The organism is Hydrogenovibrio sp. (assembly GCF_049975065.1).
GTDB lineage: Bacteria > Pseudomonadota > Gammaproteobacteria > Thiomicrospirales > Thiomicrospiraceae > Hydrogenovibrio.
Genome location: NZ_JBNGDN010000047.1, coordinates 1 through 14,934 on the forward strand (window position 1 = coordinate 1; position 14,934 = coordinate 14,934).

Annotated in this window: 14 protein-coding genes; 5 read left to right on the forward strand and 9 right to left on the reverse strand. The window is 53.7% G+C overall.

Translation table 11 applies throughout. The annotated features are described in order from the left end of the window. From ACP5D0_RS06745 to ACP5D0_RS06755, 3 genes are all read left to right on the forward strand, one after another. On the forward strand, window positions 1–1,370 hold a 1,370-nt coding region (locus tag ACP5D0_RS06745; protein ID WP_472364898.1), incomplete at its 5' end, for a TonB-dependent receptor plug domain-containing protein. A 17-nt stretch (window positions 1,371–1,387) separates the two neighbouring features. Next, entirely contained in the window at window positions 1,388–2,011 is a 624-nt protein-coding gene (gene cobO, locus ACP5D0_RS06750) for a cob(I)yrinic acid a,c-diamide adenosyltransferase (RefSeq protein WP_472364899.1), read from the forward strand. Beyond that, a complete protein-coding gene (locus ACP5D0_RS06755; RefSeq protein ID WP_472364900.1) occupies window positions 2,011–2,925 on the forward strand; it encodes a cobalamin-binding protein in 915 nt (304 codons plus the stop codon). The genes cobO and ACP5D0_RS06755 overlap by 1 nt, the downstream gene beginning before the upstream one ends. A gap of 31 nt (window positions 2,926–2,956) precedes the next feature. On the opposite strand, the gene ACP5D0_RS06760 is transcribed toward ACP5D0_RS06755, so the two are convergent. From ACP5D0_RS06760 to ACP5D0_RS06780, 5 genes are all read right to left on the reverse strand, one after another. Further along, complete coding sequence (locus ACP5D0_RS06760; RefSeq protein WP_472364901.1) at window positions 2,957–3,175, reverse strand: hypothetical protein; 219 nt, start codon at window positions 3,173–3,175, stop codon at window positions 2,957–2,959. After that, on the reverse strand, window positions 3,168–3,965 hold the full coding sequence (kdsB, locus tag ACP5D0_RS06765; RefSeq protein ID WP_472364902.1) for a 3-deoxy-manno-octulosonate cytidylyltransferase: 798 nt from the start codon (window positions 3,963–3,965) through the stop codon (window positions 3,168–3,170). The genes ACP5D0_RS06760 and kdsB overlap by 8 nt, the downstream gene beginning before the upstream one ends. A 42-nt stretch (window positions 3,966–4,007) precedes the next feature. Next, complete coding sequence (locus ACP5D0_RS06770; RefSeq protein WP_472364903.1) at window positions 4,008–4,208, reverse strand: Trm112 family protein; 201 nt, start codon at window positions 4,206–4,208, stop codon at window positions 4,008–4,010. Window positions 4,209–4,248: 40 nt separating this feature from the next. Beyond that, a complete protein-coding gene (gene lpxK, locus ACP5D0_RS06775) occupies window positions 4,249–5,256 on the reverse strand; it encodes a tetraacyldisaccharide 4'-kinase (protein ID WP_472364904.1) in 1,008 nt (335 codons plus the stop codon). A gap of 69 nt (window positions 5,257–5,325) precedes the next feature. Next, window positions 5,326–8,010: a ComEC/Rec2 family competence protein gene (locus ACP5D0_RS06780; protein WP_472364905.1), complete on the reverse strand. Its 2,685-nt coding sequence runs from the start codon at window positions 8,008–8,010 to the stop codon at window positions 5,326–5,328. Between ACP5D0_RS06780 and ACP5D0_RS06785 the strand changes: the two genes are divergently transcribed. Further along, window positions 8,011–8,550, forward strand: coding sequence for a DUF2062 domain-containing protein (locus ACP5D0_RS06785; protein ID WP_472364906.1), 540 nt, complete (start codon window positions 8,011–8,013; stop codon window positions 8,548–8,550). 86 nt (window positions 8,551–8,636) lie between these two features. Here ACP5D0_RS06785 and ACP5D0_RS06790 read toward each other — a convergent pair whose 3' ends face one another. Further along, window positions 8,637–11,027 (reverse strand): Lon protease family protein, encoded by a 2,391-nt coding sequence (locus tag ACP5D0_RS06790; RefSeq protein ID WP_472364907.1) that lies wholly within the window; start codon window positions 11,025–11,027, stop codon window positions 8,637–8,639. 249 nt (window positions 11,028–11,276) lie between these two features. Between ACP5D0_RS06790 and ACP5D0_RS06795 the strand changes: the two genes are divergently transcribed. Beyond that, window positions 11,277–12,236: a 1-aminocyclopropane-1-carboxylate deaminase/D-cysteine desulfhydrase gene (locus ACP5D0_RS06795; RefSeq protein ID WP_472364908.1), complete on the forward strand. Its 960-nt coding sequence runs from the start codon at window positions 11,277–11,279 to the stop codon at window positions 12,234–12,236. 18 nt (window positions 12,237–12,254) lie between these two features. Here the strand turns inward: ACP5D0_RS06795 and ACP5D0_RS06800 are convergent, their stop codons facing one another. The 3 genes from ACP5D0_RS06800 to ACP5D0_RS06810 form a co-directional block, all read right to left on the reverse strand. Then, on the reverse strand, window positions 12,255–12,401 hold the full coding sequence (locus ACP5D0_RS06800) for a hypothetical protein (protein WP_472364910.1): 147 nt from the start codon (window positions 12,399–12,401) through the stop codon (window positions 12,255–12,257). 177 nt (window positions 12,402–12,578) lie between these two features. Beyond that, window positions 12,579–13,259 (reverse strand): c-type cytochrome, encoded by a 681-nt coding sequence (locus ACP5D0_RS06805; protein ID WP_472364911.1) that lies wholly within the window; start codon window positions 13,257–13,259, stop codon window positions 12,579–12,581. Between the two features lie 198 nt (window positions 13,260–13,457). Then, window positions 13,458–14,492, reverse strand: coding sequence for a GGDEF domain-containing protein (locus ACP5D0_RS06810; RefSeq protein ID WP_472364912.1), 1,035 nt, complete (start codon window positions 14,490–14,492; stop codon window positions 13,458–13,460). Window positions 14,493–14,934 lie beyond the last annotated feature (442 nt).

The following is a 14,934-nucleotide window of genomic DNA, read 5'->3' on the forward strand; positions in this document are numbered from 1 at the left end:
GCAAAGCGCAAAACGTGGCGCAATTCAGCTTGGAAGGCGGCACTTACAACACCCAGAGATTCAATACAGTGCTCGGCGCGTCCGGCCAGCAAGCCGACTTTTTGTTTAGCCTCTCGAACCTGACCACCGACGGTTTTTCCGCCGTGCGCCCCTATCGACACAGCAACGATGGCCTGGAAAACGACGCCTTCCAACAAACCGATGTCTCGCTCCGGTTTGGTTTCAAACCGGTGGCCGGTCACCGCCTGGAAGCCTATCTGAAAAACACCAGCAGCCACAGCGACTATGACAGCGCTACCGACCCGCAGGCCTCCGGCCCCTTTTATGAGAGCGATTACAGCAACACCCTTAAAAAACTGAGCTATCAATACGAGCAATCGGCGCTCCAAGCCAATGTCTATTGGCTGGAAAACGAAATCGACCAGTTTAATGACGGCAAGCTGACCGAATACGGTGCCAAAGGCCATTACGAATACGCCCCCCATCAGCGGCTGGCCGCCAGCCTGACATCGAAGGAGTTCGAAGGCACCAACCGCTATTCCGGTGATCGTCAACACGATTACAACACCGGCGTGGCGCTGAACAACACCAATCAGTTCAATGAGCAACGCCTGATCTTCACCCAAGCCTTGCGCTATGACGAATTCAGCGAATTCGACAATAAAGTCACCGGCAAAGTCGGTCTGAAAAACTACTTTACCCCCGACATTTTCGCCAGCGCCAACCTTGGCACCGCCTATAATGCCCCCACGCTTTACCAGCTGACGTATGGTGCCACCGACGACTTGCAGCCGGAAGAAACCCAAGCCTACGACATCACTTTGGGCGCTTACGGCTTGGAAGTGACCTATTACCAGACGGAAACCAAACATCTCATCCATTACGGCGGCACCTGGCCGGATGATTACTATGAAAACCTGTCCGGCAAATCAAAATTCAGCGGGGTGGAAGCCACTTATCAAACCGACATTGCCGCCATCAACACCGATTTAAAGCTCGGCTACACCTACCAGAGCGCCAAAAACGACGATGGTCAATGGCTCAGCCATCGGCCGGAACAGCAGGCCTCAATTCAAATCGACAACTACAGCCTGGCACGCCTACACCTTGGCTGGGAAACGCGCTATATTGGCACCATGTATGACAAAGCGGACAAACAAGGTGCCCAAATCGGCGACTATTTCGTCACCGACCTCACCGCCGACTATGCCGTGACGCAACACTTTAGCGTTTACGGCAAAGTGATTAACCTGTTTAACGACGACTACACCAGCGCCGTGTCGGCCTATGAGGCGGACGGCGAAACCCCCGCCTATGTTTACGGCAACGGCGGCACCCGCGTGTCCTTTGGTGCGCGCGGTCAGTTTTAAACAAGAGAACCAATCGTATGTCAGAAGCATCCGAAACACCGCAAGACAAACGAAACCACTATCACAGCCTGCGCATGGCGCGTAAAAAAGCCCAGATTGACGCCAGCATCGCCCGAGCGCAAAACGAAAAAGGCGTGATGATCGTGATGACCGGAAACGGCAAAGGCAAGTCTACCTCCGCCTTCGGCATGGTGGCGCGCGCACTGGGGCACGGCTTGAAAGTCGGCGTCTGCCAGTTTATTAAAAGCCGCACCGACACCGGTGAAGAGGCTTTTTTCAGTGCCCAGCCCAATTGCGAGTGGCACGTGCTCGGTGACGGCTTCACTTGGGACACCCAAGACCGTCAGCAGGACATGGACACCTCCCAAAAAGGCTGGCAGGTCGCGCTGACGATGCTCACTGACGCCGATTACGACCTGGTGGTTCTGGACGAACTCACCTATTTGCTCAGTTACGATTATCTCGATCAAGACACGGTTCTTGACGCCCTGATCGCGCGGCCGCCCCAGCAACATCTGGTGGTCACCGGACGCTCTGCCACGGCGCAATTGCGCGACATCGCCGACACCGTTTCCGATATCCGCGATGAAAAACACGCTTACACCGCGGGCATCAAAGCGCAAAAAGGCGTGGACTACTGATGGCGCAATCCCTGTTGTGGCGGTGGCGTCGCCAACGGCGGGTGGCGTTCTGTTTTGCAATCCTACTGGGCGGGTTTGGGTCGATTACCCAGGCCTGGGGATTTTCCAACGATCAACTCACCGAACCGCGCACAGCACAGCGTATTATTACTCTGGCTCCGCACCTGACGGAACTGGTTTTCAGCGCCGGTGCCGGAGACAAGCTGGTGGGCGTCATCGAGCATTCAGACTACCCCAGCGAGGCTCAACGTCTGCCGACCGTGGGCAACTACAGCCATTTAAATATTGAAAAAATCATCGCTTTGCGGCCCGACCTGATACTGGGCTGGTCGTCCGGCAATCGCCCACGAGACCTGAAAAAATTAGCGCAACTTGGGCACACGCTTCGCATCACCGACATACACCGACTGGAAGACATTCCGCTACAAATTCGCACCATCGGCGAAATCGCCGGAACCGAAGCGCAGGCCACAGCGGTGGCACAGACACTGACAGACACCCTGGCCAAACTCAGACAACACTATCGGCAGGCCGCGCCCATTTCGGTGTTCTACCAGGTCTGGGGAAAACCCTATATCACCGTGAACGGCGCACAATTCATCAGCCAAGGCATTGAAGTCTGTCACGGTCGCAACGTGTTTGCCGACTTGCCGAGCCTGTCGGCCGAAGTGGGATTGGAAAGTATTTTACGCGCCGACCCGCAAGTGATTCTACTCGGCGGCGAAGCCAACCAGCAACGGCTTTGGCTGCAGGCCTGGCAAACCATACCCGGCTTGGCGGCGGTGGAAAAACAGCAGATTTACCCGCTGAACAGCGACTGGCTGCAACGCCCAACGGCACGGTTTATCCAAGCGCTTCCCGATGTCTGCCAGACATTGGATAAAGCGCGTAAGGCTTATGGGGAGGGAATATAAGAACAACGAATAGGGGAACGCGAAATAACCGCTAGGAATCCGCTGACATTTGTCCGAACACAAAATACAGCAAATAAGCCCCGTACATTACCACCATGACAATGCTCAAGACGGTAATGGGACGCAAGCCGTCATCCTTGACTTCAAAGCCTTGCGCCCGCATTTTGCGATGCCGTAAATGGCGTTTGAACATCCAATAGACAAAGTAGATCAGTGCGATCACCGTCATGATATTCAGCAACTTACTCATCATCGGCACCTGAACGAACCACTTCAAACACCGACGTGGCCATTTTGGCGCGCACCCGCATCAAGTCGTTTGGGGTATCGACGCCCACCCCGGCATCGCAAGCCGCATCCAGCACCAGAATCCGCTCGCCGTGCCACAACACCCGGAGTTGTTCCAGCTTTTCCACCTGCTCCAAAGCGCATTCCGGCCAGGCCACATAACGCTTCACAAACCCGGCGCGGTAAGCGTACAGGCCGATGTGGCGCTTGTAAGCCCAGTTGTTCGGCAGCGTTCGCGTATCGTCACCGAAGGTGTCCCGCGACCAGGGCATGGGCGCACGGGTAAAATTGAGCGCATAATCCTCGGCATCGCGAATCACCTTCACTGCGTGAGGATCAAACACCGTTTCCACCTCCTCAATGGGTTCGCACAGCGTGGCCATCAGCGTCTGCGGATGCTGCTCCAGCGCCGCCGCAACTTGATGAATCAGCGTTGGCGGCAACATGGGTTCGTCGCCCTGCACGTTCACAATAATCTCGTCATCGGCCAATCCCAACTGAGTCACCACCTCGGCAATGCGCTCCGTACCGGACTGATGCTGATCGGAAGTCAAACACACTTCCGCGCCAAACCCTTCGCACGCCGCTTTGACGCGGGCACTCTCAGTGGCAATCACCACCCGCTCGGCACCGGCGTTTTTGGCCTGCATCCAGGTCCAGGCAATCATCGGATGGCCGTTGATGTCCATTAAGGGCTTTCCGGGCAGGCGGGAAGATTCATAACGAGCGGGAATAATGACGGTAAATGACATAGCGTGTGCAGCGTCTCTCAATCAAACACTAAGCCGTTTGGCTTAACGTTTCAGTTTGATGTAATGTTCTTTTTCATCCGGTGTTAATTCACGGGCTTCATTTTCCAACATAATCGGAATGCCGTCGCGAACCGGATAGGCCAAGTTGGCGGCAGTGGAAACCAATTCCTGCTTTTCCTTGTCGAACTGCAACGCGGTTTTGGTGACCGGACACACCAGAATATCAAGTAGTTTCGGATCCATAAAGACGGTTTTCCTCTGTTTTAGTTGAAAAGGCGAGCGTTCAAATCACAAAATCATAGTGTCCGAGTGCCTGCAACAATGACTGGCGAAAATTGTCTGGACAAACGGGTCTCAGCTCCAGATACCACCAATTGGCTTCCGCGAAAGTGCGACATTTTACCGCATCTTTCTCCGTCATAAGCAAGGGTTTTGAGTGTTCAAATTCTTCAAAGTCGTTTCGCTGAAAGCCATGATGATCGTCAAACGCCCGGGTTTTGGCCGAGATCTGCAAATCGCGCAGGGTTTCAAAAAATCGTTCCGGTGCGCCAATGCCCGCCACCGCATTCACCATTTCGCCTTGAAAGGCTTGTAACGGCAAGGTCATGTCCGGCTTGGCCACCAGACGAAATTGATAAGGCTCCAGCGCCATGACCGTGCTGCGCTCCGAATGCAGTTCTTCAGCCTCGCCACCATTCCACACCACATAATCCACTTGCGCCAGGCGGCGCTTCGGCTCCCGCAAGGGGCCGGCGGGCAAACACAAACCGTTGCCCAGCAGGCGCTGCGCATCCATCAACACGATTTCCATGTCGCGCGCCATCGCATAATGCTGCAAACCGTCGTCACTGATAATCACATCCAGATCGTACTTGGATTCCAGCAGTTCAATGGCTTCGGGTCGCTTGGGCGACACCGCCAGCGGGCACTGTAATGAATGCGCCAGCAGCACCGGTTCGTCCCCCACCATTTGCGGATCGGAATGTTCCGTCACCCACTGCGGCCAATGGCGTGATTGACCGCCATAACCGCGGCTGACGATGCCGTAACGGATGCCGTGCGCGTTTAATTCTCGTCCCAGCCATTGAATAAACGGGGTTTTGCCCGTGCCGCCCACCACGATATTGCCGACCACAATCACCAGCGCCCGACTGCGACGAATCGGCGGTTTTTTTTCAAACCCGGCCAGCCGTCTGGCCGCCACCGCACACACCAGCTTGCCGAAAGGCCACAACAGAGCGGTTTTCCAGGAATGCTTGGGCGATTGAAACCAAAAGGTCGGCCAGCTCATGTTTGAATCACTTCCTCTATCTGACGTTATTAAGGGCACCCACAAGAGCGCCACGAAATTTAATGTCGGTCACGGCAGCCACCTGGAACCCGCTTTGTCGCGCGTTTCGGCAAAGGCTTCGCACGAATGGGCATACCAGCGCGACCGCTCCGACCGCGCCCGGCTTAAAGGTTGCAATGGCGACTGGGCATTGAGCGTTATTTTATACTGAATCGCCCCCTGACAAGCGGTATTTTGCCACGGGATGCCGTGATCGGCCAAACGTTTGAGCACCGTTTGACTGGGGAAATGAAAACGATTGGCAAACCCGCTGGAAAACACCACCTCCTCCGGTTTGACCGCATTCAACCAGGCCTGGGAAGTCGATGAGCGGCTGCCGTGATGTCCGGCCACCAATAAGTCCGCCTGCAATTGCGCACCGTAACGCGCCACCATCGGCTTTTCCATCCGCTCGGTGACATCGCCGGGCACCAGCACCGACCCCACGCCGTTAGTCACCCGAAGCACACAGGAAGCGTCATTGTCATTGGTGGCTTGCGGCAGCCCTTGAGCGGGGGACAGAATTTCAAAGCGTACACCGGAAAACGACCAGGCCTGGTCGTATTCGCACGCCTGAAACACCGGTGTGTCACCATCGGCGGCCAGCCAGCGGTCATTCAAAACGGCCGCCTGCCCCGAAACCGCCGTGCCCACCCCAACGCCTTTCAGCAACGACACGACGCCACCGGCATGATCGCTGTCCGAATGACTGACAATCAACACATCGACCCAATCGCGTCCCCGGGATTTAAGATAGGGCAGCAGTGCCATTTTCGCACCGTCCATTTTATCGCTCCATTTGGCTCCGGTATCGTAGACGACGGTGGCGCTGTCGGTTTCAAACACCAGCGCCTGCGCTTGGCCGACATCCAATACCGTCACGCGAAACTCACCGGGAAGCAGCCGCGCTTTGTTGTCGCTCGGCCATAAGATGACCGCCAGCCACACCGCAGAGAAGATCGCAACAAAAGTCGCCGACAAAGCCACCCTGTGCAAACCAGCGCCTCTGCGATCAGACCCCCCTTTTTCACCAGGCCTAGTGAAAAGGGCGATTCGGTCGCGGGGCTGGAGCCCGCTTCGCCAAAGCCACCAAAGCGTAACCGGCAGAGCGTAAAGTGCCACTAACTGCCAAGCCTCAAGCTGACCGATAACCCAAAACCCCAGCCGCTCGGACAAGGCTTGCAACCCCCACCAAAGCCCTTGCCAGAGCGTATCGTTCAGCGCCATCAGCCAGGCCGTCAGGGCATCACTCACCCAACTCACCAAAACCGTCACAAACAACAGCGGCAAGCCAATCACACTGACAAACGGCACCGCCACCAGATTCGCCAAAAAACTGCTCAAGGCCAGCTGATGATAATAGCCGACCAAGGCCGGTGCCAACCCAAGTGTCAACCCCAGCTGCAGCCACAATAGTTTTTGCACACCGGAGGCGCCCGCCACTCGTGGCCAACTGAGCATAACAAATATAATCGCCACCGCCATAAACGACAACCAGAACCCCTGACTCAAGACGGATGGCGGATGCCACAACACCACCAAAAACGCCGCCAATGCCAAAGCCGACCAGGGCTGGAACTTACGGCGAATCAATAAAAACACCAACCCGCTCACCACCATCAACCAAGCCCGCTGGGTGGGAATGGCAAACCCCGCCATCGCCATATAGAGCGTGGCCGCCAAAATACCGCCCCAAACCGCAAACACGCTTTTCGGCGTTGCCTGCCACCAGCGCCAAGCGTTAAAGCGAATGCCTAATCGCCACACCCAGCCAAAGAGCGCAAACCCCAAGCCCGCCACTATGGCAACGTGCAGCCCGGAAATCGCCATCAGGTGAATGGTGCCGGTGGCCTGTAACAAGGTCCAGTCTTCGGCGGAAATATCACGTTTATCGCCGTCGATTAACGCCTGAAAAATACCACTGAAAGGCGACTCGGAAAACACCGCTTTCAGATGCTGCGCCAAAGCCTGACGCATTCCGAACACACCGGCTTGCGACAATCGCTCGGGCGGGCTGTCACGGGTCAAGACATAACCGTAACCTTCAATCCCCTTTTGAAACAAATAGGTTTCGTAGTCAAAGGCACCGGGATTGAGGCTGGCATGACGGGGTTTGAGCTTGATTTGAAAGCGCCAGACGTCACCGCTGGAAACCTCAGGCGGCAAGACGCGATTACGCTTGGAATGAGCGGTTTGCTGATACCAGCTTAACTGTATTTTCGGTGGCCGAAACGACCAGGCCTGGTCAAAATGAAACGTGCGCTCACTGGCACCCTGAACGTCTCCATGAACCGTTAAACGCTGCAAGACCAGGGTGAACTTCACCCGCTGGCGCTCGCCGCTGGAATCCAGCGCGGACACCTGCGGCAACCCCACCACCTGCCCCACCACCGTCACGGGTTTGAAAAAAACCGAATCGGGTAATCTGTCTGTCAAAAAAGAATGTAAAAATACCCAGATATAGCCAAAAAGAAGTCCTATAATAATCGCATTCAACCCCCTCCCCAACTGGGTAAAAAGGGCCGAAATCCGGGTGGGCACAGGCCAACGCATCCGCCAGGCCTGGCGGGAAGCGCGATTGCGAATCTCCCCCCACGCCAAGGCTCCCACCAACATCAGCGAAGCCCATGCCAGTGTGGTCACACTTGGCCAGTGCCCCAGCTGATAGAAGGCATAAACACTAACGATAAACCCCAGTACAAAGTAACGAAACATATGCCCAAAAAAATCTTTAAAAAATACGCCCCCCACCCAGATAGGGTAAAAAACATGAAAGGCTTGGGGTTTCTGGCCAAGTGGATCGCCAATCCGAACTTATGGCACATTCACCGCCATAACACCGCGAAAGCCTTTGCCAACGGACTTTTCTGGATGGCCATTCCTATCCCGTCGCAAATGGTGACCTCGGCGATTACCGCCATCCTGATTCGCGCCAACCTGCCACTGAGCGTGGCGCTGGTGTGGATCAGCAACCCCTTGACCATGCCGCCGATTTTCTACTTCAATTATCTGGTCGGTACTTGGATTCTCGGGGCCAACGCGCAAGAATCACTGCATTTCGAAATGAGCTGGCAATGGATCACCACCACCCTTGGCGAGCTCTGGATGCCGCTGTATCTTGGCAGTTTTGTGGTGGGCACGGTGTTAGCCATCAGCAGCTATTTCGGCCTGCACCTTTTCTGGAAAATTCACGTAAGGCGTTCCTGGGAAAAACGTATGCAACAACGCCGCGAACCTCCCAGCCCGCCGTTATAACGTCACGCCCAGTTCACTGTGTCGTTTCTCAATCGCGACGCCTGAAACCCGGACCCGCTCAGTGACTCACCCAAAGCCCAGAAAACTCAGTCTGCGTCGTGCTCGCCATCCTTTTCGTTCATTTTGGCTAAATTCTGCATGACCCGTGCATGCACGCTGCCGGTCGGAAAGTGCCCGTCGGCGTCTTCCTGCCCGACCGGCTGTTCGGTCAATAACCCTAAAGCATCATCAATGTGACTCATGGCATAAATGTGAAAATCGCCGTTGGTCACGGCCTCGCGCACTTCCGCATTCAACATCAGATGTTTGGTATTGGCCTCGGGAATGATGACGCCCTGCTGTCGCGTTAAACCACGTGCTTTGCAGATTTTAAAGAAGCCTTCAATTTTTTCATTGACGCCGCCGATGGGTTGAACCTCGCCAAACTGATTCACCGATCCGGTAACCGCAATATCCTGACGCAACGGCACCTGCGCCATGGAGGAAATCAATGCCAGCAGTTCCGCCGAAGAGGCGCTGTCGCCCTCCACACCGTCATAAGTCTGCTCCATCACGATGGACGCGCTGAAGCCCATAGATTTGTGTTTCATATAACGGCCACGCACATACCCCGAGAGAATCAACATTCCTTTAGAATGAATCGGCCCGGCCATTTCAATTTCACGCTCAATGTCCACCACCCCTTCATCTCCGGCCGCCGCCTGAGCGGTAATGCGCACCGGCTGGCCGAAGGACTGGCGACCGACCGTCAAGACTGTCAGGGCATTCACCATGCCGATATGATAACCCGTCACTCGAATCAACACCTGCTCTTCAATAATGGCACGATGGTAATAATCCTCCATCAAACCGGTGTGGAAATCGCGTTGCAAAATCGTCGCTTCAATGATTTCACGCGTCACCTCGGCCTCATTATGCGCTCGGGCAAAGGCATTGGCTTCAGCCAAAACATCACGCAGAATGGCTTTATTGGTGTAAAGCCGATTCTGCGATTCCACCAGACGCGAGGCGTATTCAATTAGCCGCTCCAGCGCCGAAGCATGCACCGGCAAATCTTCCCAGGCCGCCACTTCACTGGCCAACTGTTTGGCCAACACCAGTTCGTGATCAGGGGTGCGCTCCAGCTCCACCTCAAATTCCACTTGCACCTTAAACAAGCGATTAAACTGGGCATCGATTTCTTGTAAGGCATAAAAATGCTGTGCCTGACCGATCAGCACCAAAGTCACATCCAGCGGATAGTCCGGCAGGTGATAAGGCACCACACTGCTGGAAGACGGAATTTCAAATGTCAGCCGCTTGCTCATTAAGGCCGCTTTCAGGTTCGACCAGACTTCCGGGTCTTTCAGCACCGACTGCACGCTCAGCATCAGAAAACCGCCGTTGGCTTTCTGCAAAAGACCGGCCTGATGGTTCATGGCCAGCGTCAGGGTATCGGTGGCGTTGGCACTGGCGGAATTAATGGTGTACCCGAACAGCTTGGGCATGGTGGCGTTTTGTTCGTAAATCACCGGCGCATGCTGCAGGCCGCGCTGATCGATCAGCAAATTCACTTCAAACACCGACATACTCGACTGCTCCGCCAGCAACTCCTCCATGGACGTCTGAGCGGCACTGGTCACCTGTTCGGCGGACTGATCCCAAAACAGATGCAGCTTCGATACGATGGCCTCTTTCAAAGCCTCAAGGTAGTCGTTGATGGGTGGGTTTTCACCAAACTCCATTTTCAACGCATCGATCAAGGGCGCTAAATGTTCATTGGCCACTTGCGTATTCAGCTTTTTGCCCGCTTCCATAAACTCATGCTGTAAAAACGGAAAGTGCGTCAGCCCTTTATTCAGCGCTTCTTCAACCTGATCCAGTCCATCCATAAAGTGACGCTGTAACGGCTCATCCAGTTTTTTCAGATCGGCCATGCGCAACCGTTCGCCTTCCACCACCGCATACAATACAAAGCTGTTTTCGTTCTGCTGCACTTCAATGCTTAAAGACTCGGCCAAATCCAAAGCCGGTTCCAACGCACTTTCCTGCTTTTGTGCCAGCTCATTTTCCAACTGCTGATTCTTCAGCTGATACGCATGGCCGTCAAACACCACCGGCAACTGAGTTTTCAGCTGGGTAATGAGCTCCTCCATCGCCTGCTTAAAGCCATAACCGTGGCCTGGCGCAAAATACAAATATTGTGTTTTATTGGCTTCTTTAAAATCCGACACCAGCACCACATCCTGCGGCACCTCTTTACGTTTGGCGGCTTCGCGCAATAGGGTTTTGGTCATGCCAATCCGGCCGACCCCCGGCTCGCCCATAATGAAAATATGGTTTTGATTGCGTTTTAAATGCAAGCCAAAGTTCAGTGACTGAAAGGCACGCGGATGAAACCGCTGCATAAATTCTTTGGTATCGGACTCCGAAAATTGAAATTTTTCGGCATTAATTTGGGTAAAGCGGTAGAGTTCAGAAGCAGATAGTTTTCGCATAGATGAGAATAAAATTTTAGGTTCCACCGGTTAAAACGGTTCTAGCCCGAATAGCGACCCAACCGAACAAGCTCCTATTCGTGAAACTTTATGAAACAATCGGCCAAATGCATTCGAGATAATAGATTGTTAAAATAAACGGGCATCGCCTTCATCCCGCCGAGAATCCGGCTATTATAGAAGAAACCCGATTGGCTTTTTGAAAAAGCGGCCAAGATTTGCAAAGCCCTTACAAGACAAGGTAATCCATTGACCCACTCCCATCCCTTATCCTCAGCTTGGCCAAAGGTTACCACCCCACTTCAGCCCCTAGCGCACCCGCTGTTCGCCCAACACGGCATTGCGGTGTGGATCAAGCGTGATGACCTCAATCACCCGAGCGTTCAAGGGAACAAATGGCACAAACTCAAGCACAACCTGCAAGCCGCCAGCGCCGCCGGACACACCGCATTACTGACATTTGGCGGCGCTTATTCCAACCACATTGCCGCCACCGCCGCGGCCGGAGAAGCCTTTGGATTGGATACCATCGGCTACATTCGCGGCGACGAACTGGCGGGGAAACCGGAGCGTTGGAGCCACACCTTGCGCACCGCCCAGCAAAACGGTATGCAACTGCAGTTTTTATCCCGCGCAGATTACCGGCGCAAAAACGACTTCCATTTTCTTAACCAGTTGACCGACAAACACCCAAACGCCTATATCTTGCCGGAAGGCGGCACCAATGCTCTGGCGGTTAATGGCTTTGCCGAGCTCAGTGAAACAATTGAGCGCCAATGCCCCGACTGGACGCATCTTTACACCGCCGTCGGCACCGGCGGCACTCTGGCAGGCCTGGTCAAATTCGCACCGCGTTCGAGAACACGGCAGCTTTTCGGCATCGCTACGCTCAACCAAGCCGACTCCCTGATCGGCGACATCGAACGGCTTTGTGGTCTCCCACATCAATCTGGCGGAACCGTTCAATGGCGTCTGTTGACGCACTACGCGGGGGCAGGCTACGGACGAACCTCAGCTGAAATACAGGCGACTCAACATTGGTTTGAAAGCCAGTTTCAGCTGCTGTTGGATCCGATTTACACGGCTAAGCTGGTTTTCGGCTTTCTGCAAGAACTGCAGGCACAAAAAATCCCGCGCGGAGCGAAGGTGGTGCTGTATCACTCGGGCGGGCTACAAGGACGTCAAACGGACGCACAGACGGTTATCTAATCCGCCCATTAGAGTCGTTTAACGATCACTGGCTTCTTTATCAAGAGACTCTTGAAATTCCTTGGCTTTCTCGTTCAGCGACTTAGCCGATTCATCGGCCGCCTCTTTCAGATTGGACAAGGTATCGGAAGCCGATTCTTTCGCCTCCTCCAAACTCTGGTTCACTTTGTCGTCCGAGTCCTCGCTTCAACCCGTCAAGGTCAGCGCCCCAAAAGAGAGGCACATCGCCAGCCATAGTGACGGTCGGTTCAAGGTGTTTTTGCCGGTATCATTCAACATACTTTTGTTCTCCTTTTAGAATAAATGAACGTCAAAATCTTAACCCAAATGTGTGCGGATGGGTTATTTAAATGTCGTAATGTACTCGGAAACAATGACAATATCGTCGTCCGAGAGCTGTTGTGCATTGGGAATCATCATCGCACTCATGGCACCGACCTGCTCACCGGCTTTGTATTTCTGCAACAGCGCCACCAGATCGTCTTTAGATTGCCCCGCCAATTTCGGCCCCACACCGCCTTCGCCGTTAGCGCCATGACAACCGACGCAGGTCGCATAGAGATCCGATCCAGATGGCGAAGCCGTCACTGGTTCAACCACCTCAACCACTTCGGTCACTTCGCTTGCCTCAGACGATGAAGTTGTCAATGATTCCGTGACGGAATCGACTTTTTCCTCTACGCTATCAACCGCATTTTTCGCAGCCGTTTCCACTGTATTCATGGTATTTTCAGTCATGGCCTCTGCTTTTGACAGCATCGAAGCCGATTCCGGTGTTGAGTCGGCCGTTGACTGAGGAGTCCCTTTAGACGGCGATTGCACCGGTGCCGGTGTCTTTACATCCATGGTGGAAGCTTGCTTTTCAGCCGAAGGCACCGTATTAGGGTGGTTGTCGCTGGTAATCACCGGCTGATCGGTGGATGTCGCTTCGTTTAAAGTGTCCGAATCCTCGCTGCAGCCGCTTAGAGCCACGGCAAACACAACGGCCAGTGATACGGTTCCTAAAAATGATGATTGGTGCATGGGAGTCCCTCCTTTAATGAGTGCGAGACGATTAAATGCCAAAATCGTGTTTGAAAAATGGGAAGCGGTCTCATATTTATCACGCAGTGCATGGCGTATTGCATAACATCATGCGCTTCCGTCCACCTCCACTTGCTATCTTAATCAAAAATACCCAGGCCTGGGCATTTATTGCAAACGATCTTAACCCGAAATCGCTTACGCCACCACCTGATTGCGCCCCTTGGCTTTCGCCTCATACAATTTTTGATCCGCCGCATGAAACAAATCAAAAAAATCGCTTTCCCGCACGGGAATCCAACTCGCCACCCCGGCACTGAGGGTCACATACAGCTTCACTTTGGACTGCCCGTGCGGCAAGCCCTTGGCTTCGACCTGCTGCAACACCGTCTGTGCCAAATGGACGGTATCCTTCAATTCGGTATTGATCAATACCACCACAAACTCCTCGCCTCCGACGCGAGAAACGATGTCGGTGCGACGATGCACGCAGGCTTTCAATACCTCCGCCACTTCCACCAAACAATCGTCCGCCGCCAAATGGCCATACGTATCGTTATAGGCTTTAAAGTAATCAATATCCAACAGTATCACCGACACCGGCGTCTGGTCTTGGTAGGCTTGGCTGCAGGCATTTTGGGAAAAGACATCGTATTTGCGACGATTGAATAAACCCGTCAAAGAATCGGTTTCCATCAGCCTGTGCAGGCGGTCTTCCATCCCTTGATTCAAGCGAATGAGAAAGTAGGTCAAGAGTCCGATCATCAGGTAAATAATCGCCTGATTGATGGTGTAATTTACCTGAAGCAGCGCCGCCGGCATGGGCGCAATCGGCGGAAAGTGGTTGTGAAAATAATTCACGCCCAGGTAAATACAGAACACGGTGATATTCAGCAGCATCGAAAAGCGATTCAGCCCCAAAAACAGAAAAATCGCAATCGGTGCCACCAAGAAAAACAGCGAATCACCGCCCGCCTGCTGGAACAGTAACCCCATCAGGGTAATCGTGGTCAACCCAGAGAAGATAATCAATAATTTCGCACTGCGGTAACGGTGCCATGCATTAAGAAAAAAGACCCCAAATGCCATCAAAAATTGAAAAAGCGGCACCAAGCCTTGCCATAAAGGCGCATCCAATTCCGGACGAAACAGCAAAACAGACAGATAAAACAAAGGACCAACAATCGCCGGCACCATCATGGCCGCAGCGGTCAGATTGACAAAGCGAAGCATACGCCGTTCTTGATCCCCCATACCATTATGGGCACCCACATCAAAAATACGTATTAAATTTGAAACCAACGGCCTAATAACAAAGATTCACCTGTTTAAACCAAAGAAGGACACGAAAGTCTCCAACACCGTCGCGTGCCCCCTATTCTACGCCAACCCACCAGAACTGACCGGATTTTCATCCCAAGCGTGGTTGGCACTGTTTGAACGGTTTACGTTTGTCGGCGTGAGATACTTCCGCTTCGGTCAGGACGACACCGTTTTTCTAAAAACTCTGTGCCTCTGTGTCTTGGTGGCTAAAATAAGCTTTTCCCTAGGCCTGGCCGAAAATCACGAAGTGACTTGGTTGCGTATTTTTGCTAGAGTTGTCTAACACAATCCATTCAGCAGGCCGTTCATTATGTCCAACACACCCGAACCCACCGTTCACCAAGACCACGAC

What these genes read in the sequence shown, in the direction of transcription:
- cobO (WP_472364899.1), top strand. Translation starts at nt 1,388, where the DNA reads ATGTCAGAAGCATCCGAAACACCGCAAGACAAACGAAACCACTATCAC.
- ACP5D0_RS06755 (WP_472364900.1), top strand. Translation starts at nt 2,011, where the DNA reads ATGGCGCAATCCCTGTTGTGGCGGTGGCGTCGCCAACGGCGGGTGGCG.
- ACP5D0_RS06760 (WP_472364901.1), bottom strand. Translation starts at nt 3,175, where the DNA reads ATGAGTAAGTTGCTGAATATCATGACGGTGATCGCACTGATCTACTTT.
- kdsB (WP_472364902.1), bottom strand. Translation starts at nt 3,965, where the DNA reads ATGTCATTTACCGTCATTATTCCCGCTCGTTATGAATCTTCCCGCCTG.
- ACP5D0_RS06770 (WP_472364903.1), bottom strand. Translation starts at nt 4,208, where the DNA reads ATGGATCCGAAACTACTTGATATTCTGGTGTGTCCGGTCACCAAAACC.
- lpxK (WP_472364904.1), bottom strand. Translation starts at nt 5,256, where the DNA reads ATGAGCTGGCCGACCTTTTGGTTTCAATCGCCCAAGCATTCCTGGAAA.
- ACP5D0_RS06780 (WP_472364905.1), bottom strand. Translation starts at nt 8,010, where the DNA reads ATGTTTCGTTACTTTGTACTGGGGTTTATCGTTAGTGTTTATGCCTTC.
- ACP5D0_RS06785 (WP_472364906.1), top strand. Translation starts at nt 8,011, where the DNA reads ATGCCCAAAAAAATCTTTAAAAAATACGCCCCCCACCCAGATAGGGTA.
- ACP5D0_RS06790 (WP_472364907.1), bottom strand. Translation starts at nt 11,027, where the DNA reads ATGCGAAAACTATCTGCTTCTGAACTCTACCGCTTTACCCAAATTAAT.
- ACP5D0_RS06805 (WP_472364911.1), bottom strand. Translation starts at nt 13,259, where the DNA reads ATGCACCAATCATCATTTTTAGGAACCGTATCACTGGCCGTTGTGTTT.
- ACP5D0_RS06810 (WP_472364912.1), bottom strand. Translation starts at nt 14,492, where the DNA reads ATGCTTCGCTTTGTCAATCTGACCGCTGCGGCCATGATGGTGCCGGCG.